This is a genomic window from Halobacteria archaeon AArc-dxtr1 (assembly GCA_025517425.1).
In the GTDB taxonomy this organism is placed as follows: Archaea; Halobacteriota; Halobacteria; order Halobacteriales; family Natrialbaceae; genus Halostagnicola.
Genome location: JAOPJY010000003.1, coordinates 1 through 19,266, shown reverse-complemented (window position 1 = coordinate 19,266; position 19,266 = coordinate 1). Strand labels below are relative to the sequence as shown.

At 57.4% G+C, this 19,266-nt stretch carries 32 protein-coding genes; 24 read left to right on the top strand and 8 right to left on the bottom strand.

Going from position 1 to position 19,266, the window contains the following annotated elements; genetic code table 11:
• Positions 1-306 precede the first annotated feature (306 nt).
• On the bottom strand, positions 307-528 hold the full coding sequence (locus OB905_11835; protein ID MCU4926664.1) for a hypothetical protein: 222 nt from the start codon (positions 526-528) through the stop codon (positions 307-309).
• Between the two features lie 115 nt (positions 529-643).
• Here OB905_11835 and OB905_11830 point away from each other — a divergent pair, with 115 nt between their 5' ends.
• The 19 genes from OB905_11830 (at position 644) to OB905_11740 (ending at position 11,479) form a co-directional block, all read left to right on the top strand.
• On the top strand, positions 644-973 hold the full coding sequence (locus OB905_11830) for a hypothetical protein (protein ID MCU4926663.1): 330 nt from the start codon (positions 644-646) through the stop codon (positions 971-973).
• Positions 970-1,725: a hypothetical protein gene (locus OB905_11825; protein ID MCU4926662.1), complete on the top strand. Its 756-nt coding sequence runs from the start codon at positions 970-972 to the stop codon at positions 1,723-1,725. The genes OB905_11830 and OB905_11825 overlap by 4 nt, the downstream gene beginning before the upstream one ends.
• Positions 1,726-1,727: 2 nt before the next feature.
• The gene (locus tag OB905_11820; protein MCU4926661.1) at positions 1,728-2,396 is read left to right on the top strand and encodes a hypothetical protein; all 669 of its coding nucleotides are present in this window, start codon (positions 1,728-1,730) and stop codon (positions 2,394-2,396) included.
• Positions 2,393-2,878 carry a hypothetical protein gene (locus OB905_11815; GenBank protein ID MCU4926660.1) on the top strand — a complete coding sequence of 162 codons (486 nt, stop codon included), beginning with the start codon at positions 2,393-2,395 and terminating at the stop codon, positions 2,876-2,878. The genes OB905_11820 and OB905_11815 overlap by 4 nt, the downstream gene beginning before the upstream one ends.
• Complete coding sequence (locus tag OB905_11810; GenBank protein MCU4926659.1) at positions 2,875-3,489, top strand: hypothetical protein; 615 nt, start codon at positions 2,875-2,877, stop codon at positions 3,487-3,489. The genes OB905_11815 and OB905_11810 overlap by 4 nt, the downstream gene beginning before the upstream one ends.
• A complete protein-coding gene (locus OB905_11805) occupies positions 3,482-3,670 on the top strand; it encodes a hypothetical protein (GenBank protein ID MCU4926658.1) in 189 nt (62 codons plus the stop codon). The genes OB905_11810 and OB905_11805 overlap by 8 nt, the downstream gene beginning before the upstream one ends.
• A complete protein-coding gene (locus tag OB905_11800) occupies positions 3,670-4,500 on the top strand; it encodes an ATP-binding protein (protein ID MCU4926657.1) in 831 nt (276 codons plus the stop codon). Before OB905_11805 ends, OB905_11800 begins: the two co-directional genes overlap by 1 nt.
• Positions 4,497-4,661, top strand: coding sequence for a hypothetical protein (locus OB905_11795; protein ID MCU4926656.1), 165 nt, complete (start codon positions 4,497-4,499; stop codon positions 4,659-4,661). The genes OB905_11800 and OB905_11795 overlap by 4 nt, the downstream gene beginning before the upstream one ends.
• Positions 4,662-4,723: 62 nt before the next feature.
• The gene (locus OB905_11790; protein MCU4926655.1) at positions 4,724-5,035 is read left to right on the top strand and encodes a hypothetical protein; all 312 of its coding nucleotides are present in this window, start codon (positions 4,724-4,726) and stop codon (positions 5,033-5,035) included.
• A gap of 4 nt (positions 5,036-5,039) precedes the next feature.
• A complete protein-coding gene (locus OB905_11785; protein MCU4926654.1) occupies positions 5,040-5,516 on the top strand; it encodes a hypothetical protein in 477 nt (158 codons plus the stop codon).
• 36 nt (positions 5,517-5,552) lie between these two features.
• Positions 5,553-6,242, top strand: coding sequence for a hypothetical protein (locus OB905_11780; GenBank protein ID MCU4926653.1), 690 nt, complete (start codon positions 5,553-5,555; stop codon positions 6,240-6,242).
• A 3-nt stretch (positions 6,243-6,245) separates the two neighbouring features.
• The gene (locus OB905_11775) at positions 6,246-6,428 is read left to right on the top strand and encodes a hypothetical protein (GenBank protein ID MCU4926652.1); all 183 of its coding nucleotides are present in this window, start codon (positions 6,246-6,248) and stop codon (positions 6,426-6,428) included.
• A 2-nt stretch (positions 6,429-6,430) separates the two neighbouring features.
• Positions 6,431-7,024, top strand: coding sequence for a hypothetical protein (locus OB905_11770; GenBank protein MCU4926651.1), 594 nt, complete (start codon positions 6,431-6,433; stop codon positions 7,022-7,024).
• Complete coding sequence (locus tag OB905_11765) at positions 7,024-7,242, top strand: hypothetical protein (protein ID MCU4926650.1); 219 nt, start codon at positions 7,024-7,026, stop codon at positions 7,240-7,242. The genes OB905_11770 and OB905_11765 overlap by 1 nt, the downstream gene beginning before the upstream one ends.
• Entirely contained in the window at positions 7,239-7,448 is a 210-nt protein-coding gene (locus OB905_11760; GenBank protein ID MCU4926649.1) for a hypothetical protein, read from the top strand. The genes OB905_11765 and OB905_11760 overlap by 4 nt, the downstream gene beginning before the upstream one ends.
• Position 7,449: 1 nt before the next feature.
• Positions 7,450-7,665 (top strand): hypothetical protein, encoded by a 216-nt coding sequence (locus OB905_11755; protein ID MCU4926648.1) that lies wholly within the window; start codon positions 7,450-7,452, stop codon positions 7,663-7,665.
• Complete coding sequence (locus OB905_11750) at positions 7,658-8,164, top strand: hypothetical protein (protein ID MCU4926647.1); 507 nt, start codon at positions 7,658-7,660, stop codon at positions 8,162-8,164. The genes OB905_11755 and OB905_11750 overlap by 8 nt, the downstream gene beginning before the upstream one ends.
• Positions 8,165-8,280: 116 nt before the next feature.
• Positions 8,281-9,027, top strand: coding sequence for a hypothetical protein (locus OB905_11745; GenBank protein MCU4926646.1), 747 nt, complete (start codon positions 8,281-8,283; stop codon positions 9,025-9,027).
• Between the two features lies 1 nt (position 9,028).
• Positions 9,029-11,479 carry a hypothetical protein gene (locus tag OB905_11740; protein ID MCU4926645.1) on the top strand — a complete coding sequence of 817 codons (2,451 nt, stop codon included), beginning with the start codon at positions 9,029-9,031 and terminating at the stop codon, positions 11,477-11,479.
• A gap of 432 nt (positions 11,480-11,911) precedes the next feature.
• On the opposite strand, the gene OB905_11735 is transcribed toward OB905_11740, so the two are convergent.
• The 4 genes from OB905_11735 to OB905_11720 form a co-directional block, all read right to left on the bottom strand.
• Complete coding sequence (locus OB905_11735) at positions 11,912-12,526, bottom strand: DUF6338 family protein (protein MCU4926644.1); 615 nt, start codon at positions 12,524-12,526, stop codon at positions 11,912-11,914.
• A gap of 4 nt (positions 12,527-12,530) precedes the next feature.
• Positions 12,531-12,713 (bottom strand): hypothetical protein, encoded by a 183-nt coding sequence (locus tag OB905_11730; GenBank protein MCU4926643.1) that lies wholly within the window; start codon positions 12,711-12,713, stop codon positions 12,531-12,533.
• A 119-nt stretch (positions 12,714-12,832) separates the two neighbouring features.
• Positions 12,833-12,967 carry a hypothetical protein gene (locus OB905_11725; GenBank protein MCU4926642.1) on the bottom strand — a complete coding sequence of 45 codons (135 nt, stop codon included), beginning with the start codon at positions 12,965-12,967 and terminating at the stop codon, positions 12,833-12,835.
• Positions 12,968-13,127: 160 nt separating this feature from the next.
• Positions 13,128-13,541: a hypothetical protein gene (locus OB905_11720; GenBank protein MCU4926641.1), complete on the bottom strand. Its 414-nt coding sequence runs from the start codon at positions 13,539-13,541 to the stop codon at positions 13,128-13,130.
• A gap of 149 nt (positions 13,542-13,690) precedes the next feature.
• Between OB905_11720 and OB905_11715 the strand changes: the two genes are divergently transcribed.
• The 3 genes from OB905_11715 to OB905_11705 all read left to right on the top strand — a co-directional run bounded on the left by OB905_11715 (position 13,691) and on the right by OB905_11705 (position 15,870).
• A complete protein-coding gene (locus tag OB905_11715) occupies positions 13,691-14,131 on the top strand; it encodes a hypothetical protein (protein MCU4926640.1) in 441 nt (146 codons plus the stop codon).
• 167 nt (positions 14,132-14,298) lie between these two features.
• Positions 14,299-14,886, top strand: a complete 588-nt coding sequence (locus tag OB905_11710) for a site-specific integrase (GenBank protein ID MCU4926639.1) — start codon at positions 14,299-14,301, stop codon at positions 14,884-14,886.
• Positions 14,887-14,940: 54 nt separating this feature from the next.
• Positions 14,941-15,870 (top strand): hypothetical protein, encoded by a 930-nt coding sequence (locus OB905_11705; protein ID MCU4926638.1) that lies wholly within the window; start codon positions 14,941-14,943, stop codon positions 15,868-15,870.
• 153 nt (positions 15,871-16,023) lie between these two features.
• On the opposite strand, the gene OB905_11700 is transcribed toward OB905_11705, so the two are convergent.
• Genes OB905_11700 through OB905_11690 form a run of 3 tightly spaced genes read right to left on the bottom strand, consistent with a single transcriptional unit; the run spans position 16,024 to position 17,312 of the window.
• On the bottom strand, positions 16,024-16,665 hold the full coding sequence (locus OB905_11700; protein ID MCU4926637.1) for a hypothetical protein: 642 nt from the start codon (positions 16,663-16,665) through the stop codon (positions 16,024-16,026).
• A gap of 45 nt (positions 16,666-16,710) precedes the next feature.
• Entirely contained in the window at positions 16,711-17,001 is a 291-nt protein-coding gene (locus OB905_11695) for a hypothetical protein (GenBank protein MCU4926636.1), read from the bottom strand.
• Positions 17,001-17,312 carry a helix-turn-helix domain-containing protein gene (locus tag OB905_11690; GenBank protein ID MCU4926635.1) on the bottom strand — a complete coding sequence of 104 codons (312 nt, stop codon included), beginning with the start codon at positions 17,310-17,312 and terminating at the stop codon, positions 17,001-17,003. Before OB905_11690 ends, OB905_11695 begins: the two co-directional genes overlap by 1 nt.
• 209 nt (positions 17,313-17,521) lie before the next feature.
• Here OB905_11690 and OB905_11685 point away from each other — a divergent pair, with 209 nt between their 5' ends.
• Complete coding sequence (locus OB905_11685; protein ID MCU4926634.1) at positions 17,522-18,097, top strand: hypothetical protein; 576 nt, start codon at positions 17,522-17,524, stop codon at positions 18,095-18,097.
• Positions 18,090-19,097 (top strand): site-specific integrase, encoded by a 1,008-nt coding sequence (locus tag OB905_11680; protein ID MCU4926633.1) that lies wholly within the window; start codon positions 18,090-18,092, stop codon positions 19,095-19,097. The genes OB905_11685 and OB905_11680 overlap by 8 nt, the downstream gene beginning before the upstream one ends.
• Positions 19,098-19,266: the final 169 nt, after the last annotated feature.

Below are 19,266 nucleotides of genomic sequence, written 5' to 3'. Positions count from 1 at the left end.
TTGCTCAAACATCCTGAAATCCCGACAGCACCTACCCCTATTCCTGTAAGGAGATCTCGTCGTCTCATCATTAACGCATCTTCTGGAAAACCGGTAAATGCTTTCTGGTGACAGTTACCTGGGACGAAAACGGGTGTTCGGTTACTCGTTCTATACCAACCTACTGAACGGCCGGTACATCGTTTTTGAGATGAAAAGTCGCCATGATGAACTCATCTCTATTCAAGACATTACTCTTGACGACTAAATGGGGATAAATACTGATTCCGTTACTTGCGTGCCCTGTACTGACCACGAGAAGTCGACTTACCCCTCAATCGGCGTCACGATGAACGACCCCGTTTCGACATCATAGGCCACGTGCAAGGGTGAGCCCTGCTCGATCCCTTCGTTATCGCTGAACGGACTTGGAAGGACCGAATAGACGCTGTTGCCGTTCTCCTGGGCGCGAACCATTCCGCACGGAATCGTCTCATCATCACGGTGGGCCTCAGCTGCTTGCTGGGCGCGAGCCGACGCGGTTGTCATCACATCCAATAGGAGGAAACCTACGTACAAAAATACACGTCTCAGTTGATACTCGGCTACCAACTGGAGTTCCAACTCTGTCACACAACAAGTACGTGAGGGCGGTTTAGCGGATATGGACCCACCTGACGAGTCCACCGAGAAATGTATCGACGACGTCTATCACGACCGCAATTTGCTCGCGATCGCCTTCGCGACGATCGTCGCGACGACCTGGGGGCCGGACCGATCCGGCTACTACTTCGACGACGGCTGGCCCGTCGTCTGGGTCGACACGCCAACCGGGCAGAAATCGTGGCACCTCAAACCCGACTTGCTCGACGTCCTCGAGCGCTCCTCGCTTACTGAGTCGAAACCAAACGGTGGGTTCGACGGCCACGGCCGAGTCACGAAAAACAGCCGTCTCGCCCGCTATATCACAGGGTCGTTCCGACCGATCGCATGACCGAGCGCATCGAGTTCGGGAGCAAAGCCGCCGCCGACAGCATTCGCGAGGAGCACGAGGAACACCTCTGCTCAGACGACGACAGACGGCTGAAGACGGTCGCGTTCGCCTCGTCGACGCCCGACCACGTCCTCGAGCGCGCCACCGTCCAGGCGGGCGCCGGGCGCAGTGAGCACGGCAGTCGCGGGGGCCAGCTCGAACTCACCGATCATGAACGCGATTCGATCGACTTCACCGAAACGACCGTGCTGCACGCCCGGAGCGTGAAGGGGCTGATGACCGAGCACGGCGTCGACGACTGGCTCGCCTACTACGATACGACCCTGAGCGTCGACGAACACCGCGAAGTCGCCGAGCGGGCCGCCCGCGACGAACGAGGCGATCGCCTCGACGCCGAGACGGACGTCGACGATCACCTCGGGAATCTCGAAGGCGCCCACGGCGAGCAGTGCGACCATGCACAGGACCACTGTGAGCTAGGCGACTCGGATGCCTGCGAGTTCCTCCGCGAAGCCTGCGGGCTTGACGAAGACACCGTTGCGGCACTCCAGGCGGCAGACGATCCCGACGACCTTCCCGGCGAGGTGTACGGTGTCCTTCGCAGCCAGTGGCTCCGCTACAAGATCGGGCTCGCTGACGCGAAGGAAGCAGCCGCAGCGATCAACGAACTTCACGCCGAGGTCGGCCGGACGCCGGTCAGTTTCGAGGAACTCGGCGATCGGGAACTCACGCAGGCCGACATCGACTGGTAAACATGACTGAGACAGGATTCTACTGCCCCGTCACGGGGTGCGACAAACACGAAGACGAATCGATCACCGACAGTCCACCGTTCGACTCACGGGAGGCGCTGATCGGTCACATCACCGCGATGAGCGACGAGGATCACCAGCGAGCGAGAGAGATGAAAGCCTGGAGGGACGCCCCCGAGGCCCCTGGACCCGGGTCGGAGACCCCCCACGATCCCCCTGAATCAGGGGACGACGAGGGTTCGGACGACCCACCTGAAGTGGACGACGACCCGGGTAGTGAGGCGGGTCCTGGGTCTGACGACCCGGGTCATGAGGCGGGTACAGGGTCCGACGACCACCCTGACGAGGGTGACAACGAGGGGGATCACACCCCTGACGAGGACGAGATGGTTTCTCAAGACGAATACGAGGCTCAGCAGACCCAGCAGAATAGCAGCAGTGAGGGTGACAACGAGGGTACGGACGACCCCCCTCAAGGGGGCTCGAACGGGAGCCTGCCGACGCCCTCGCTCCCGAACGTCTCGCCGATGTGGACCGTCGTCATCATCGCCGCCGTCTTCGCCGCGATCGTCCTGTGGCGTGTCCACCGCGCTAAGTCGTCATCGGCGCCGGCCGTCGAGCCCCAGGAGGAGAACAACAGCGATCCCAACGAGGTACCACTCTTCGAATGAGCGACGACGAACCACTCGCTGAGCCGGAGCCCGAGGCTGACGTCGACCAGGAGGAAAGCGACGACGAAGAGAAGCCCGACGTCCCCGAAGAGGCGACCGCCGAAATCGACCTCGACGCGATCGACGATGACCTAGAGGAAGCCGACGACCAGGAGGCAAGCGAGGACGCCGAGCCCGAGCCCGCCGACGACGCTGGTGCCGCCCTCGTTCCAGGGGGAAACACGATCGGCGACATGTACGTCAAGGGCCTCGTCGCGACCAGTAACGCCGTTATCGAGAAGCACGACGGCGAACCGATCAGCGACCAGATGGCTCGCGACGTCGGGCTCGACGACGCGATGAACCAGTTCATCCGCGAGCGCGGCGGCGTCGAAGACCTGCCGCCGGGACAGGCCGTGCTCATCGGGACGACGATGTTCGCGATGGCCGTCCTGGCGTCGAACCCGCAGATCGTCACCTCGGCGATGGGGGTGTTCGAATGAATCCCTTCGGTGGGATGAAGCAGAAGGCGATGAAGGGGATGGTCTCGAACCTGATTCAGGGCGAAGCCGGCGACATCATCACCGGCCTGATTGCCTCGAAAGAGATCGACCTGCTGACCCAGGTCGTGCAGCTGCACGAGGCGATCGGGCTCGAGGGCGTCACCGTCGACGATCTCCCCACTAAGGAGGATCGCAAAGACGCGATGAAGGGGCTGATCGAGGCGATCGTGTCCGACGACGTCCCCGGCTTCTTCTTCGACGAAGCGCTCGCACAGCGCCTCGACAACCCGGAGAAGGCCCGCCGCTATCTCGATCTCGAGGGCGACGAGTGGGTGGCGAAAATCGACCAGATCGAAGCCGCCTACCGCAAACGGGGTGACGAGCGACCCCGCAGCGAAATTCTCGCTGACTACATCAACCGGAACTTCGGCGTCGACGTCGGGACGTTTGTCACCGAGGTCGTGATCTGGACCGACGGCCAGCGCCAGAACGTCGCCTCGTCGATCCTGCTCGGCAACTTCGAGGCGGTCGGCAGTGGGATCGAACGAGCCACCGAGGCAATCGAGGAGATCAAAACCCAGCAGGAGGTGGTCCATGCTCCCGATGAGTGACGAGCGCCTGTCGCGGGCGCTGTGGGGCGCGATGGCGATCGTCGTCGCACTCATGCTCGAGGCGAGCCACCGGCTGCGTGATCCGCCCGCGATAGAGGGCGAGGAGATCGTCGTTTCGGCGAACAGCGCCGTCGTGGAACTCGACGAACCAGCCGACGAGCCCGAGGCCCGGAGGGACTGATGTCGCGGGTCCTGCTGGGCGCGAAAAGCGGGTGGGGAAAGTCGTTCAACACCCAGCTGTGGCTCGAGAAAAACCTTCCCGAGCAGGATTACGCGGCCGTCTTGGACTACAAAGACGAGTATCGGGGACTCGTCAACGGAGTGGCGCCGTCCAAGCCGGCGACAGACCTGGCAGGCTGGTACATCGCTGGGCCGAACGAAGCAGCCCTCTCGCCAGCGCAGTGGGCGGCCGTCCTCGAGCGCCTGGAACGGATCGTGATCCCGCGCTACCGGATCGACGGGGACGACTGGCGGGATGTTGTCGGGGCCGTCTGCGCGGCATGCAGACGGCTCTACGAAGACCACCCCGAGGCGCGGATCTTGACTGCGATCGACGAGGCACACATTGCAGCGCCTCAACGAGGCAAGTACCCCGAGGCGACGAAGAAGGCCGCGACCACGGGCCGGGGGGAAGGACTGTCGTCGATCTGGATCACTCAACGGCTCTCGGAGCTCGACGAGACGATCATCGCACAGTGTGATGAGCAAATCTTGGGCGGCTTCTCGAGCGAGGCCGACCTTGGCAAGATCAGTGTCGACTATCCCGCCGACGTCCACGATACGCGAGCGAGTCGGACGCCGTCGCTGCCGCCGGAGATCCAGGCCGACGGCGAGAACATCCCTCTCCGCAAGTTCACCGACGACGCGGGCGACACGGTCGGCAGCGAGTGGGTTCGAAGCAACGACGCGGGGCTGCTCGAGCGCGTCGACACGGGTGACGTCGTGATGCACTCAACGCACTACGGAACCGAGGGCCAAACGCTGCGATCTCCCTACGAGGCTGACGAATGAGGGTACAGATCACACTCACGGGCGAGCGGGCCGACACCTTCCTCGAGCGCAAGGCGCAGCTGGAAGACCAACTCGGACACGAGACGTCGCGAGCGGAGGCGGTTATGCTGTTGACGAGTCCCGCTGGTGACGCCATCTTACAGCAGAGTGCTGTAGTCTAAAGTCGCGTTCTGTAGCCTTTCGCAGGGGTTTTACGCCCGTCTGGCCTGTCTGAGTGGTCGCAATGGTAGCAACTGATCAGGTCGCGGGCTCGGCGCGCTCGGAAGTGGGCCGACTCCTCGACTTCTCGATGTGGATGGAGGTCGTGCTCGTCTTCGCGGGCTACCTCCTCCCGTACATGCTCAAGACCTTCCTCGAAGGCCGCGACATCGTCACCCTCCCGAACGAGGCGTACGGCGTCGCGACCATCATGGGGACGGGAATCATCTTCAGCGGGAACACCCGCCAGGCACTCGGCGTCGGCGGCGGCGTGTTCGTCGCGCAGGAGGTCGTGACCAACCGCCTCGGCGTCACCGACGCCCTGGAGGGGGAATAGACCGATGGGACGCAACCTGAACCACAACAGCGACATCGTGGAACTCCACGAGAACACCCCCGACCGGCTCACCCCGATCATGACGGTGAAGCCCGAGCGCGGGACCATCCTCCAGATCCGCAACGCCGTCCCACAGGGGGACGCGGTGGGCATCCCGATCTACGCCGATCTCGTCAGCGAAAGTGGCGACTCACTGCCGACGGACACCGACGTCGTCCTGACGGCCCGCCGACCCGGCGATGACCGCTTTCAGACGGTCTCGCAGAAGGAAGACAACATCTCGACGTGGAACAACAAGAGCATCTCGGAGCAGCAGGACTCCGCCCACGTCGACAGTGTCAAGCACGAACTTCGGGGGGAGGCGATCAACATCCGCGACGTAGACGAGTTCGCCGTCGAGGTCGACACCGACGAGGTGATCGACTGGGAGGAGTCGAAGCTCTACTTCGAACGCAGCGGGCTCAGCGAGCGCCAGAAGTAACCCATGTTCGACACCATCACTAACCAGCTGTCCTCGATGACGGGGACCCGGTCCCGCCTCGAGCGCGACAGCTTCGAACACTACGACGCGCCGGCCGGGTCGAAGGCACTGCTCGCGACGTTCGAAGCGCCGAATCCGATGGTCTTGCGGGCCGATCGCCCGCTACGGATCGCCATCCCGGCGTTCGAGACGTTCGACACGGCAGGCGAAGCCGAGCCGCAGACGTTCGAGCTGGGCCACGATCTCGTCGAGAGTCCCCAGTCCAAGGACCTGCTGCTGTTCGCCGACGGCGAGCGTATCTCGCCCGAGAGTGTCGACTACGACGCAGACAGCTTCGAGTTCGACGACGGCGAGGAGGAGACGGAGCTGGCCGTCTACTACATCAGCGGCGACGATTGCGAACTCGAGATCGAGCGCCAGGCGCCGTCGTCACACGGGGCCGTCCACGAACGCGTGTTCGAGGAGCCCCTGGCGCTGATGCACCAGCGCGACCAGGACGAGCAGCCGCGCACGTTCGACGTCGGCGACTCGGAGTTTCAGCGCGTCATTCCGACCGACTGGAAGCTGAACATCTACGTCGATGCCGAGTACCCGGTCGTGCTCGAGGACGAGGCGACCGGGACGCGTGCCCGAAACGCGATCCTCTCGCTACCGTACGTTCAGGCGCAGGAGGACGTCGACGGGCTCTCGCGTGCGGTGGCGCACGATATCGTCAACCGAGCGTGATCTATGAGCTACCCACTCATCCAGCCCTACGGCGACACGGGGACGGAGGAGGGCAGTAGCGGCGGTACTGGCGCTCCGACCACAACCGATCCGATCTGTAAGGACGACCTCGTGCTGTACCTGACGATCGCGAACCTGACGCTCGTTATCATCAACGTCTGGCTCACGGCCAGACAGGGGCGATAACGATGCCGTTTGGCACCATCGGCGACGCGGTCACGGACGCCCCAGGGAACTGGGTCGACGGCGCGACCGATGCAGGTAGCGACATCTGGGACGGGTTCACGGGGAACGTCGGCGACGTCTCGGATGGCGTGGGCGACGCCTGGGACGGCGTTACAGATGTCGGAAGCGACTGGTTCGACGGCTCGACCGACGCCGCTGGTGACGCCTGGGACGGTGTGAGCGACATCGGTGGCGATGTCTGGGGTGGCTCGACGGACTTCGCCGGCGCCTGGGATGGCGTGACCGACGTCGGTGGAGACGCCTGGGACTGGGCAACGACACCGATTTTCGACGACCCGACCGGCGACACCGGTGACATCGACTGGTTCTCGCCGATCGACGGCTCGGACACGCTCGAGGACATCGGCGAGGCGATCAAGCCCACGAACTGGCTGGGCAATCTCGTCCCCGGTTCAGGGGCGCTTCCCGGAATCGGCGGATCCGACCCTGACGACCCGGACGCCCCCGACGACGAGGTGCCGTTACTGACCGAAGAGGAGCTGCTGGCACTGGCCGGGATCGCCGCGGCTGCCGTGCTTCTGTTGGTGATCCTCTGATGGCGGTACCGTTGGCCGGCGTGCTCGCTGGCACGCCCCTGAAGGCGGCGATCACCTCCGGGACGGCTGGGCTCTCGCTTGGGTCGATCGGGGCGGACCTGCCGATCGTCGGCGGGCTCTTCGGTGGCTCGGGCGATGAAACGCTTCCCGACGAGTACGTGTTGCTCGCGGCTGCGGCGGTCGCGATCGTGCTCGTCGTTCTGATGAGCAAGCAATGACGGTTCCAATCGCGACAGTCCTGGCGGGAACGCGCCTGCGAGCCGCGGCGACAGGTGTCGCTGCCGGCTGGCTCGGCGGTTCGACCGGCGACTCGGACCTACCGATCATCGGGAACCTGAACAGCACAATCATGCTGCTGCTGATTCTCGTCGGCGCGGTGGTCGCTCTCCAGCTGCTCGACAAGATGCCGTCCGGGGGTAACTGAGATGGAGGGCATCGATATCATCACGAACGTCGGCTTCCCAATTGCGGCGTTCCTGCTGATGCTACGGTTGTATCGAGAGGAGCGCAACGAACGCCGCGAAGAGCGCGAATCGTGGCTTGAGGCAATCTCCGAACACACGGACGCCCTGCGGGACCTACGGAGGGACGTGCGGCAAGTAGCGACTGACGGCGGCGAAGACGAGGCGAGACATGAGTAACGAGATAGGCGGTATTCCACGACCATCGACGCGAAGCAAGTACGACGCACTGCTCGACCAGTATTTCCCGCAGCGGGCGAACAACTGGATCTACCAGTCCCTCGAGAACACGACGGACTCGCTGCTGCTGGCGCTGCTGATCGAGATGCAGATGCAAAACCGGGGCTCGGCGGCGTTCCCTGGCGACGATCGCCCCGAGCACCAGGAGGCGGAATACTTCACGACCGAGGCACCGCTGGCGATCACTTCACACCGCGAATCCGAGCAAACGCTGAACTGGGGCTTCCCGGCCCGCTCGGTGATGGTCTGGGGCTTCGACGAGCCGATTCGGGTGTCGTTTCGCCAGTCCGGCGACCACCGGAAGATCCCGCTCGACCCGGGCGAGGCCGACCCATTCGTTCCGGCACCAGAGGGCGGACTCAACTCGTCGATGGCGCGGTTCTCTCTCCCGGATTCGGACAGTAGCGAGACGCAGGTGAAGGTCGCCGCCTTCGCCTAACGAGACTTCATTTTCCCATGACCGATCACAACGACGACGAGACGGACGCACAGCACGGTAAACAGCTTTCAGAGCCGCCCGCGGCGGCTATCAGCGGAGAGACGGAGGACCGATAGATGCCAGAGGAATTACCGGACTTAGACACGGACCCGATCGGCTGGATCGCCTACTGGAACGCCCTCGATGACGGAGAGGCAACCGAGATCGACGCCCCTCGCATCGCTAATGAGGTGGGTGGACTCTCCGGGTTCAACAGTGCAGCAAACGGGTTCGATGGAGAGTACACACTCTCTCGGGCGTGGAGCGATTCGGTCACTATTTACGTCCGAGTAAAGACGGATGGCTGGATACTCGCATGGTTTGACAATGACGAGAATTTCGGAAGGGACCCCTCTCAGCCCCGTGGACTCCCTGACGTGTTTGGGGATTGGTCAGACCCGTACAACGAACCTGATCTAGTCGAAAATGGACTTTCGCAGGTTATCGAGGAGATCGCGGAGGAAATAGACGACGCGGAGTTTAGCCACGAGGATGTTGGGCTCTATAATTACCAGTTCCCAGATGCGAACGGAGTTACTCACCTCACCGCTACCGGAGACGCAAGCTACCTGATCACTGAGGATGTCGATCTCGTCGCCCACCAGTTCTACGCTGCTTTAGGGGAGGACGAGGATAGCTGGGGCAGCCCGGAGGCTCATTTTGAAGATCCCGAGGTCCGGCTTCTTTTTCAGCCGGAAGAAACCGGCGTTGTTGATCTGATTGATGAGGGGGTCGGGCAGGAGCCAGAGACTTATTTCGACACTACCCTTGGCACTCAAACAACTGATGGGGGCCGGGTAGGTCACATCTTCCTGACCGAGTAATATGGGATTCGAGTATTCGGACTTCTCAAGCGATGAACGGAGCCTTTCGGAAGACCCAGAGCTAACGGACGGCGAGGGCGGCGAGGAGATGGATACCGAGGGGGTCTTTTTCCCGTTCGGCTTCGATCGGGAGGTGACGACGCTATCGGACGAACCAGACGCGTCGGGGTCCGGTGGCGAGCCCGTGAACATGGTGGGCGGTATCCTCTATCCAGATTACGACTTTGCTCAAGAGCGGACACTTGCGGAGTCAGATGCGGAGTCGAGAGACGGCGAGGGCGGCGAGGAGATGGAAACCGAGGGGGTCTTTTTCCCGTTCGGCTTCGATCGGGAGGTGACGACGCTATCGGACGAACCAGACGCGTCGGGGTCCGGTGGCGAGCACATAGATTTGGTGGGCGGCTTCTTCTATCCAGATTACGACTTTGCTCAATCGCGACCACTTGGGGAGCCCGGAGCCCGAGCCGAGATGGGCGAGGGGACCGCCATTGAGTTGATGGTTGACGGGATCGCCGACGCCTACGACCACCTCGACGAAGACGACGCCGAGGAGATCGAGAGCGAGATCCGATTTAGCGAGGAGCTTGGGGCTCCGATCTACGCAGATTTCGACTGGCAAGACGCCTATGGCGTCGACGCCGACGAGTGGCCGGTGACGGTCGAGCAGACGATCGCCATTTACTCAGACGATCCCTCGATTTGGGAAGGGTTCGAGGTCTACGGGATGGGAGAGGATTGCTCGATCGAGATCGACACCGGGGATATTACCGTCGACTCCTCGACGGGCCTGATATTCATTTCGGTGGACGTGACGTATAACTGCCCGACAAACGCTGAGGAGATCGTTAACGCTGTTCCTGACCCCGAACACCCCGAGAACGAGGAGGAGGAGGAGGAGGAAGAAGACGACGAAGACGAGGACGACGAAGACGAGGACGACGAAGACGAGGATGGGGAGGGAGAAGGAGAAGGAAGCAGCACCTCCTCGACGCGATCGACACGAAGGCGCACAAATCCAGAATCTCGATTCGCCTCTCTCACATCGTTCGGCTGTCTCCCGCCCGGAGAGAGCACAAACGGGCAGTTCACAATCCGGTACTCGCCCGAGCCGTTCCAGAGCTTTGAGGCCCGGATCAGCTACGATCCCGACGAGGTATCGGTCGACGCGGTCCACACGGACGATTCAATCTTTGACGAGCGCAACGAGAATGCCCGTTACGAGTACGAGCATCGGGCGACTCTCGATTCAGTCGATCACAACGACGTCGGCGGCGTGATCGAGATCGAGGCAAGCCATCCCAGCGGCTCGTTCTCGATGAGTCGACGAACCCGTTTCCATCGGCGCATTATGTTCTCGCTCGACGTGACCGCAATCGCGGACTCGGGAACGCTCTCGACGTTCGAACTTGAGAACGTCCGACTCTACGACGAAGATGGGGGCTACATCGAACGACTATCTGATTCGAGCCACGGTCTGCGGATTGACAACGGAATCGACGTGTGGCCCGCTACGCTGGCCCCCGGCTACTCACTCGAAACCCGAGTAATGGGCAACATCGGCGAGGAGATCGAGGAGTTCAGGCAGGTCTTCAGACTGAATCCCGAGATCGTCGACAACATCGCCGTGACCGGCCCCTCGAACCCGACGGTCACATGGGTCGAGACTGAGGACGACGTTGATGACGACGAGGACGAGCCGGACCCGCTTGAGTACGCGATCGTCGAGGGCTCGTTCTCCGAGCCGATGCGGATGGATGAGCTGTTCCGCTGGGTGTGGGAGACGTACAGCGAAGAGCAGCTGGTCGAGTTCGTCGACCCCTTCAACGAGAGCGAGGTGCCCCCGTCGCGGACGGAAGTAACGCGGATCGACGCCGACGACGTCGCCCTGCTGAACACGGAAGTGGGGACCGAGACGGAGATTCCCGAGACGAGCGACGAACCGATCTATGACCGCGAGGTTCGCCACGTTCCGCTCGAGGAACTGCCCGAGCCGTACGTTCGGGACGTCGACGGCAACGACGTCTCGCTGACGTGCTCGTCTGACGGGACCATCTCGACGTCGACGATCGAGGACTTCACCCAGAATGGCATCATGTACTGGCCGCTGGTGTTCGACGTCGTCGTGGAGCTGAACAACATCTACCCGGACGCGGTCGGTCGGAACGACGTCGTCGCGGAGAGCTGGAGCGAGACGAATCCGGCGATCGAGCACGCGATCGGCGAACTGATCCGTGACTCGTCGGAGAACACGCTCTACGTGCCGCTAACGCTGGTGATTCCGCAGAACGAGCCCGAACAGGAGTACCCTGTACATTTCGACTTCGAGATGTGGATCGGAGGCGAGCGAGTGCTCCCGTCGGCGGCCGGGCTCTACATCGGTGGTATCCAGCTGGGTGAGCACGTCAATCAGATGGTCGGGTCGGGTGGACTTACGCAGGGGCGGCCGTTCTGACGATTTTGATGACCGAGAATCCTATTTGGGGTTCTCACTTCGATTAGGTACGTGTATGCATTGATTAGAAGCGAATACTCATATCGCTTGGATATTCTCTCCGAATAACATAAATTATATAACTAATCCGTTTTTGACGGAGAATATGGTGAAGCTCAGTGATGAGTGTAAAGAGCATCTTGAGTCCGCGCTAGAGATAGAAGAACCTTCAGAGAAGGATTTTCATATTCGACAAGTGTTACAAGCAGGCGGCTTTGAGGATCTTTCTGAAGAACCGACGGCGGAGTAATTGCCTTCTCTGGACTGAGCACGGGTTCCGATCAACTTGCTCTGAGAAGGGTGTCCGAGAAGCCCTGATTCGAAGACAAACTAAATAAGTACGAAAGGTCATCAAATTACAATAATGGAGGAGGGAAGAGGTAGTCATTTGTATTACATTTCAACATCTGTTTCATAATGTATCTGTGAAATAGACTCTTCAGAAATGTAAGTGTAGTCTCCTAACTCAATTTTTTCAACTACTTGACCACCATCATTCCGCACAATTCTCAAGGGGTATTTGAGAAACAAATCTTTTCCATGAGGTTCTAAGTCTACGGTGTAGATCTCGCCCCATATTTCGCTATTATCGGTTGTGAAGACTGTAACACGAGTAGGCTCTTCTGAATTGTATGCTATTAACCTCCAGACGGATTCGTTACGAATGTCATCACCTTCATGGACCCTCCATCGGATAATATGTCCAAGGGCGTACCCATCGATTATCGAGATTGGTATTGTTATTATGTAAATTGCTGCCAGTGATAATAGTTCGATTTCTGTATTAGGAATCCAAAGCTCATTATTGTGGATTGAGTTGACAATAGTCACCAAAACAATACTAACGGAGAGTGCTAAGCCACTTCCCAGAACAGTATAAATAGCTTTGTCAAAATTATCAACTTCTTTTGTTATCCTACCAACATGGCGAGAATACTTATATGTGAAGAACCCAGGTACTAAAAATAAAAGAGAATATATTAAGCTGAAGGTCGGAAGAGAAATCACTGTTTTACTTAGAGTCTTCCTGACTCTTACTTTCTGACTCCGATTTTTCTTCAGAATTATCTAGTGTGCGGAGATCTCTCGCATCGTATCGAGGGTCGTTTTCAGAAGTGTTCTTAACTTTCGAGCTGAAGGCATCATAATCTCTATTCTCATCTTCCTTATTTTTGTTAGATTCTTCCTCAGCCATCGGACTCTTTACCTTTTTTCGACTCACGAGGGTCACCTTCTGACGTTTTCGAGACCTTTGCGTTATGAGTCCGTCTTTTCTTCTCTTTGCCTTCCCCCTTTTTTCGGCGTTCTTTTTCGTCACTCATCTGAATCACTACTACTGCTACCTCGAGGGTCTTCCTCGGACGTTTCGGAAACTCTTGCTTTCTCGTCTTGGCCGCTGATTAGGTTGTCTTTCTTTTCTCCCTTTTTCGATCGCTTGTCGTCTGCCATATAGAACAATACAAACGATTACGATAAAAACGTTTGTACACCAGAGTGAAAGTGAAATCATACCCATGCAGTTGTTAAGTGTTTCATTATGGTGGTAACAGGTTTTGATGCGTTAGAGACGATTGTGATGTCCGAGTTTTCCTCTAAACTCGGACGTGATTCAATCTTCGGAGTCTTTCGCGATCTCCTTCTTCAGCCTCTCTATCTCTCGATAATTCATGTGTGCGGAGAACATAGTCACTGCTGTTATCACCAGCAGGAAGTAGATAGCAACACTAACTGGGACAGGAAGATTAGAAACATGAATTGTTCCATCAATGATGACTTCACGTCCCCAGAATGTGGAATAGAAGGTCTCTGCAAAGAGGCCAGCAATTTCGGTAAGGAGCCAAGTGATTGGAAGGGCAATAATTGCTTGAACGAGAGGATGCTTTTCACGAACCCACTCCCAAAATCCCCAAAAAGCATGACTGCTCCCCTTCAAAACATAAAGTGACGCATCTGCGAAGGACTGCATAGACTCTTCAAAGTGACCTGAGGAGGAATTCTCAGGAGAATCCTTCTTTGGGCTCATATTATATCTGAGAAAGAGGTGGATTTGCAATAAGTTTGGTTGTGGGCCCGTGTCCGAGAACTTTCCCAGGGTTGGACGAGCAGTGTCCGATTCTCAATGTATTTGAGAGAATGGTAGGATTTTTGGTCAATCGATATCTTGGCTTGATTATGGATCCTCGACGAATAGAAATGATGATTTCAGAACTGGAGGAGGCTCAAGAAGAATTTGAACAATCAGTTCGCAATACTCGGGAGGCATTCAGGGAAATCAAAGACACACTTGAATCTGAACTTGAAGAGGAATCTGTATCGTTTGAAGAAGAGGTAAGTGGTGAAATCAAGGAGGTACATGAGGATTTGACTGAGATCATGACTGGAGAGGTTTACTGCGAAATCACAATTACAGGAGGAAAAAAAGATGAGGAGGGGAATATCTATCGGAATTTTAAGAACCCTGCTATAAAAGCAAGAGCGAAGAAAGATGGATTGAATATCAAACCAAGCACACTCGCTGAAGAACTGGATAAGCGAGATAGAAAGCTAGTTCAAGAAATGAGAAGAAAGTACGATGGTGTTCAATTAGTTTGCTCTCAGGCTATAGAGGGATAGATACAGCAGCAAGTATTTAATTCGTTTGAGAAGGCCAACAGGGCTGTAAACTGCGTCCGACTTCTCCCGTAATCTCGGACAGATTCGGCCCGATCACCCCCGCGAACCCCACCGAAAAACCTAGGTTTTCGCGGAATGTTGTCCGGGATGCGAGGATACCGGACACAATGAACCTACAACAGCACGAGAAACGCGACGACATGAAGGTGTGGCTGAGTCAAGACGAAGTGACGGCACTTCTCGAGGCTGCGGATGGAACCCAACAGCGAACAGCATTCGCGCTCGGTGCGCGCTGCGGGCTGCGCTCCCACGAGGTGCTCGATGTCTCCCCCGAGGATGTCGTCGACACCGATGCCGGGACAGTGCTGCGCGTCTGGCACGGGAAGGGCGACAAGTTCCGAGAGACGCCCGTCCCGCGTGACTTGGCAACGACCATCCGAACGATCGACGATGTTCGCGATGCCTCCTCGAGCGCACCGCTCGTCGAGATCGCGAGCACGCGCTCGCTCCGGCGGTGGGTACGATCGGTTGCCGACGAGTTGCACGAGGAGACTAGTGACGCCGGTTGGTCACATCTCGGGTTCCACGATCTCCGGCGGACCTGGGCGACTGCGCTCGCCTCGGCTGATGTTGATCCGCTACTAGTGTGTGACTGGGGTGGGTGGAACGATCTCGAGACCTTCTTAGAGCACTACAGAGGGAGCTACAGTCCAGAGGCGCAGCAGCGGGAGCGGCAGAAAGTGATGTGGTTATAAGTTAGAAATATCTAATCCATAAGACTATGATGAGGAAACTTGTACATCGGTCTAATGTGGGATATTAACGTTTGGAGCAAGCGTAACAGTGAACCTGAGCCTCGAATACACGAAGAATTAACGGAGGTTGCAAGAAAGCGGATCGCCCATTCTTTAAAATTTGTGAAGGATAACGATATTCGGTCTGCATTTGATTCTTATGTTCAGTATACTGGGAAGGAACCGGTCCAATTCCGAAGCAATCTAAGGATAAATGAGTCTCAGTATGAATTCCTTCTTTCCGGAGATCAAGATGATGTTTTGGATTATTTGGAGTATTTGTTGAACACACTATGGAGGAAGACACAATCAGACGGGTTTAGTAACAGCTGGGCCTACTCGACCAATACGTTGGTTGAGTTAGCAATAAAAATTGACCGATCATTAATTGAGGAGGGAATTCTCATTCAAATGAGGCCTTCTGCTCGCGAAATAGTTTCTGAAGAATGGAGTCGAACTGAGGACTATAGTCAAATATACTTTCAGCAACTTGCCGATGAAACGATAATCGAATCCGATCAAATGCTTAGAATTCTATCCCTGGGTGATACATGGAAAGAGCCTTTAGAGGGGTACAATGAGGCTTGGAACCTTTATAAGAATGAGACGTTCACATATGTGGTGCCTGAAAAATTGTACAACAGCTTAGAAAGCGTTTGTCAAAAAATCTGTGTAGATCTAGAAGGATGGGTAGATGATAGTGAGGCGACTGTAGGAAAATGTCTCTCAGAGATGAGGAACCAGGGGCTATTTAAACCGAATGACGAGATGGTGGCAGAGTGGCAAAAAATCTCTTCGGGGATTCAAATCGGTGTTCAAAGAACAGGTGGTGACCGAAAACGACACGAGAGAATTGATCAAGATTACCTAATAATGACCTTGCACCAGGTATCCTCTTTTTTGACATTTGTTATAAAAAGGTACGAGAGAGAGTACTCCAGTTAGAGAGAACAGACCAATTCAAAACAAACAAATCACCTAATTCACGGAGCAATTGAGGCGGCGGTCGTGCCAATTCTTAGCATATAGCTGTCGCGCAAGATACTTTTGCTCCACTCTAGTGATCTCATACACATGCTCTCTTCAAAATAAGGGCAATCAGACCTTGTCGTCATTTCGTTGGAAGAACTCTTTCACATATTTGTTATTGAATTGGCTTACAAAATCCGAAGAAAGGCTACGAAGGTGTGTCCGAGATCGACGCTTAGCGTTTGGCTGAGTCTGCTCAAGTCGAATCTTTCGGAAGAGATCATGAAGTGCAACGTGATGTGTGTACGTCGGCTGTTCGCCAGGTTCCGTTGCGGTATGGAGGATCCAGACGAAGCCGTCCGTGGCGATTCCAGCGATTGGGCGGTCAGTGGCTTTATTCAGGTATTCAAATGACTCCCGTCGAGCACTTTGGATTTTGCCCGGCTTTTTCACTTCACCGAAGTTGGTGACTCCCAGATTTAGAGCTGTGAAGTCTGGGTACCGACCTCTGAGTCCATTGAAGCCAGTGGGTTGAAAACGCGGCTCGTAACCGAGGACGCGCATTACCGGATCAACTAACTGCTCTTCGATAAATCGCTCTGGCTTCTGTTCCAGTGCTTTTCCCTGTAAGACAGCTCCATTAAGCAGAACATCTGCAGCGTGTTTTTCACCAGCTTGCTCGTTTAGCGTCTCAACAAAGCGTTCGATAACTCGGACTAAATTCTGACTTCGTGCGTTGGTTTGAATGTCAGATAAATCATCTTGTTCCATTTACTTCTTGTCGAAGCTTCGTCTAAAAGAATCTATTGGAGGGCGTTAACTTCGAAGCGCCTGGGGCGAAGGCCTCGGCCTATTCTCAGCATCCAGTTTACCCTCAAGATACTGCTGTCCCTCACCAGTGATCTCATACATCTTGCTCTCCTCAAAGAGCGGAGCAATAAACCCAGCCTGCGCGAGCATCCAGCAGCGTTCTGAAACACGATGACGAGAGGCGTCGAACTTCATCACGCGGGCCATATGCCGAGGAGTAGACCATGAATCGTCGTTAAGATGTTCGAGAATCCGCTCGTCGAGCGTGCACATCCAGCGGGCAGGCTTTCGGCTCATTAGGATTGAGAGGTACCGCTCGCAGTTGGTCCGTCGTTCGCACCGTTTCCGTTGAGGAACACCTCGTTCTCGGCGTCGTACTCTTCATCGAGATAGGCCTCTCCTCGATCGGTGATGATGTACGCGCCGTTCCCGATAGGCGTTAAGAGTGCGTGCTCGGCCAACTTCTTACAACGCCGGGAAACGTGTGCATTCGAGACTCGAATACTCTCGCTATCGGTCAATTCTCCGACTGTCGCCCCCTCGTGTTCACGAAGATACTCGAGGATGCGATCGTCCCAAATCGTCATCCACGTTCCCGATTCTCTCATTGCTCAACTCTTGGTACGACACACACCTTTTTGTTCGGTATTCTATGTATAAGAGCCTGTGCTACCGATTAGGTTCATCGTTACGTATATGTAATAGGCGTTCATTGGGGTGAGTAGGAACTACCGAATCGGGTGAAGATGACTCTTGTTGGTAGGTGAGACCGGGCGGCGCTGGCACGCCGCCCAGAAGGTGGTTCCGTAGAGCCAGTATGAACTCTGGAATCACTGTGGGGTCAGTCCCCCACGCGACCGAAGAGGCATCGCCTACGAATAGTTCTGACGCTCGCTGTGCGTGCGGCGCGTGTCGAGAGGGGTACGACGCCCGACTCGACGAGGCAGTCTGTCGGCGCTGCGCGCAGCTGCGCTGCGACGGCGGACAGACGAAGGAACTTCCTGAGCACATTGTCGATGCGACACCCGACGACGTCCTCGAGCAAGGGCCGCTGATGGCCGTCTACGAGTACGAGAAGCAGCACATCCAGATCGAGCACGAAGAGCGCGACTGTCGCGTCTGCGAAGGCGAGACGATCCACCGAACCGAGACGGACGACTACCGCTCTCGCACGGCGTCAGTGTGTTCGACCTGCGGTGAAACGACCGTCGCGGTCACCGATGGCGGTTCGAACCTCTACACCTGCGAGACGCCCGGCTGCAAGAATTGGAAAGAGGTCGTCACCCCCGACGGCTACGTCTGTCACCACTGCGCGGGCAAGCTCGAGCAGCAGTACGAAGAGGTCGGTGAAAAGCCGGTGCTGCTCGCTGACGGGGGTTGGTTGGATGAGTGACGATCTCGAGCCGCTCGCTCCCCAGGAGGCGCTCGAACTCTACGCCTCTCATCGCGAACTCGAGGTTAGTCGCAAGACGCTCCAGAACCACCGCTACCGACTGAACGCCTTCGTCGAGTGGTGCAACGAGGTCGGAATCGACAACCTGAACGACCTGACGGGGCGCGATCTCCACCGTTACCGCGTCTGGCGACAGGAGGACGTCAACGTGGTCACCCTGCGAGGCCAGCTCGCGACGCTTCGCGTATTCCTCGAGTTCTGCGCGTCGATCGACGCCGTCGAGCCGGGCATGCGCGAGCGCGTGAAACTCCCCGACGTCGACCGTGACGAGGAGGCTCGTGACGAACTGCTCGACGAGGACCGAGCGCGCGAAATTCTGAGCTACCTCGAGCGGTACCACCGTGCGAGCCGCGAGCACGTTATCATCGCCGTCCTCTGGCACACCGGGATTCGTCTCGGCGGCCTTCGGGCGATCGACCTGGAGGACTACGAGCCGGACCAGCAGTGCGTCTGGCTTCGCCACCGCCCTGACACCGACACGCCACTGAAGAACAAGGGACCGGCGGAGCGGCCGATGGCGCTCGACGACTACTACTGTGACGTCGTCGACGAGTACATCCGATTCCACCGGCACGACGTCGTCGACAAGCACGGCCGCGAGCCACTGCTGACGAGCGACCGAGGGCGCCTGAGTGCCGGACAGATCCGTTCGGAGGTGTACCGGCTAACGCAGCCGTGCCTGTACCGAGAGTGTCCCCACGATCGGGACCCGGACGACTGCGAGGCGCGGGTGTACAGCCACTACTCGACGTGTCCGAGTAGCCTCTCACCGCATACGATCCGCCGGGGCTCGATCACGTACCAACTTCGCGAGGACGTTCCCGAGGAGATCGTGAGCGATCGGTGCGACGTCTCCTCGAGCATCCTCGATCGACATTACGACCGACGAACTGACCGCGAAAAGATGGAACAACGACGCGACTTCATCACTGACATATAACCGACAAATGACCCAAAACAGCCGCGGATTGCGACTGCCCTCACCAACAGGTATCGAGAACGCCGGAAACTGCCGTTACTGGGCAGTAGAAGGCTTGAGAAGCAATTTTAGGAATGGACTCGCCGGGGTATCACCCACTGTCTGCACGCCGCTGCGCAGAGTCCGTTCA

What these genes read in the sequence shown, in the direction of transcription:
- OB905_11760 (MCU4926649.1), top strand. Translation starts at nt 7,239, where the DNA reads ATGACGGTTCCAATCGCGACAGTCCTGGCGGGAACGCGCCTGCGAGCC.
- OB905_11830 (MCU4926663.1), top strand. Translation starts at nt 644, where the DNA reads ATGGACCCACCTGACGAGTCCACCGAGAAATGTATCGACGACGTCTAT.
- OB905_11700 (MCU4926637.1), bottom strand. Translation starts at nt 16,665, where the DNA reads ATGGAACAAGATGATTTATCTGACATTCAAACCAACGCACGAAGTCAG.
- OB905_11790 (MCU4926655.1), top strand. Translation starts at nt 4,724, where the DNA reads ATGGTAGCAACTGATCAGGTCGCGGGCTCGGCGCGCTCGGAAGTGGGC.
- OB905_11710 (MCU4926639.1), top strand. Translation starts at nt 14,299, where the DNA reads ATGAACCTACAACAGCACGAGAAACGCGACGACATGAAGGTGTGGCTG.
- OB905_11685 (MCU4926634.1), top strand. Translation starts at nt 17,522, where the DNA reads ATGAACTCTGGAATCACTGTGGGGTCAGTCCCCCACGCGACCGAAGAG.
- OB905_11740 (MCU4926645.1), top strand. Translation starts at nt 9,029, where the DNA reads ATGGGATTCGAGTATTCGGACTTCTCAAGCGATGAACGGAGCCTTTCG.
- OB905_11745 (MCU4926646.1), top strand. Translation starts at nt 8,281, where the DNA reads ATGCCAGAGGAATTACCGGACTTAGACACGGACCCGATCGGCTGGATC.
- OB905_11680 (MCU4926633.1), top strand. Translation starts at nt 18,090, where the DNA reads ATGAGTGACGATCTCGAGCCGCTCGCTCCCCAGGAGGCGCTCGAACTC.
- OB905_11795 (MCU4926656.1), top strand. Translation starts at nt 4,497, where the DNA reads ATGAGGGTACAGATCACACTCACGGGCGAGCGGGCCGACACCTTCCTC.
- OB905_11825 (MCU4926662.1), top strand. Translation starts at nt 970, where the DNA reads ATGACCGAGCGCATCGAGTTCGGGAGCAAAGCCGCCGCCGACAGCATT.
- OB905_11715 (MCU4926640.1), top strand. Translation starts at nt 13,691, where the DNA reads ATGGATCCTCGACGAATAGAAATGATGATTTCAGAACTGGAGGAGGCT.
- OB905_11690 (MCU4926635.1), bottom strand. Translation starts at nt 17,312, where the DNA reads ATGAGAGAATCGGGAACGTGGATGACGATTTGGGACGATCGCATCCTC.
- OB905_11770 (MCU4926651.1), top strand. Translation starts at nt 6,431, where the DNA reads ATGCCGTTTGGCACCATCGGCGACGCGGTCACGGACGCCCCAGGGAAC.
- OB905_11775 (MCU4926652.1), top strand. Translation starts at nt 6,246, where the DNA reads ATGAGCTACCCACTCATCCAGCCCTACGGCGACACGGGGACGGAGGAG.
- OB905_11820 (MCU4926661.1), top strand. Translation starts at nt 1,728, where the DNA reads ATGACTGAGACAGGATTCTACTGCCCCGTCACGGGGTGCGACAAACAC.
- OB905_11805 (MCU4926658.1), top strand. Translation starts at nt 3,482, where the DNA reads ATGAGTGACGAGCGCCTGTCGCGGGCGCTGTGGGGCGCGATGGCGATC.
- OB905_11785 (MCU4926654.1), top strand. Translation starts at nt 5,040, where the DNA reads ATGGGACGCAACCTGAACCACAACAGCGACATCGTGGAACTCCACGAG.
- OB905_11730 (MCU4926643.1), bottom strand. Translation starts at nt 12,713, where the DNA reads ATGGCTGAGGAAGAATCTAACAAAAATAAGGAAGATGAGAATAGAGAT.
- OB905_11810 (MCU4926659.1), top strand. Translation starts at nt 2,875, where the DNA reads ATGAATCCCTTCGGTGGGATGAAGCAGAAGGCGATGAAGGGGATGGTC.
- OB905_11720 (MCU4926641.1), bottom strand. Translation starts at nt 13,541, where the DNA reads ATGAGCCCAAAGAAGGATTCTCCTGAGAATTCCTCCTCAGGTCACTTT.
- OB905_11750 (MCU4926647.1), top strand. Translation starts at nt 7,658, where the DNA reads ATGAGTAACGAGATAGGCGGTATTCCACGACCATCGACGCGAAGCAAG.
- OB905_11765 (MCU4926650.1), top strand. Translation starts at nt 7,024, where the DNA reads ATGGCGGTACCGTTGGCCGGCGTGCTCGCTGGCACGCCCCTGAAGGCG.
- OB905_11695 (MCU4926636.1), bottom strand. Translation starts at nt 17,001, where the DNA reads ATGAGCCGAAAGCCTGCCCGCTGGATGTGCACGCTCGACGAGCGGATT.
- OB905_11755 (MCU4926648.1), top strand. Translation starts at nt 7,450, where the DNA reads ATGGAGGGCATCGATATCATCACGAACGTCGGCTTCCCAATTGCGGCG.
- OB905_11815 (MCU4926660.1), top strand. Translation starts at nt 2,393, where the DNA reads ATGAGCGACGACGAACCACTCGCTGAGCCGGAGCCCGAGGCTGACGTC.
- OB905_11835 (MCU4926664.1), bottom strand. Translation starts at nt 528, where the DNA reads ATGACAACCGCGTCGGCTCGCGCCCAGCAAGCAGCTGAGGCCCACCGT.
- OB905_11725 (MCU4926642.1), bottom strand. Translation starts at nt 12,967, where the DNA reads ATGGCAGACGACAAGCGATCGAAAAAGGGAGAAAAGAAAGACAACCTA.
- OB905_11780 (MCU4926653.1), top strand. Translation starts at nt 5,553, where the DNA reads ATGACGGGGACCCGGTCCCGCCTCGAGCGCGACAGCTTCGAACACTAC.
- OB905_11705 (MCU4926638.1), top strand. Translation starts at nt 14,941, where the DNA reads ATGTGGGATATTAACGTTTGGAGCAAGCGTAACAGTGAACCTGAGCCT.
- OB905_11800 (MCU4926657.1), top strand. Translation starts at nt 3,670, where the DNA reads ATGTCGCGGGTCCTGCTGGGCGCGAAAAGCGGGTGGGGAAAGTCGTTC.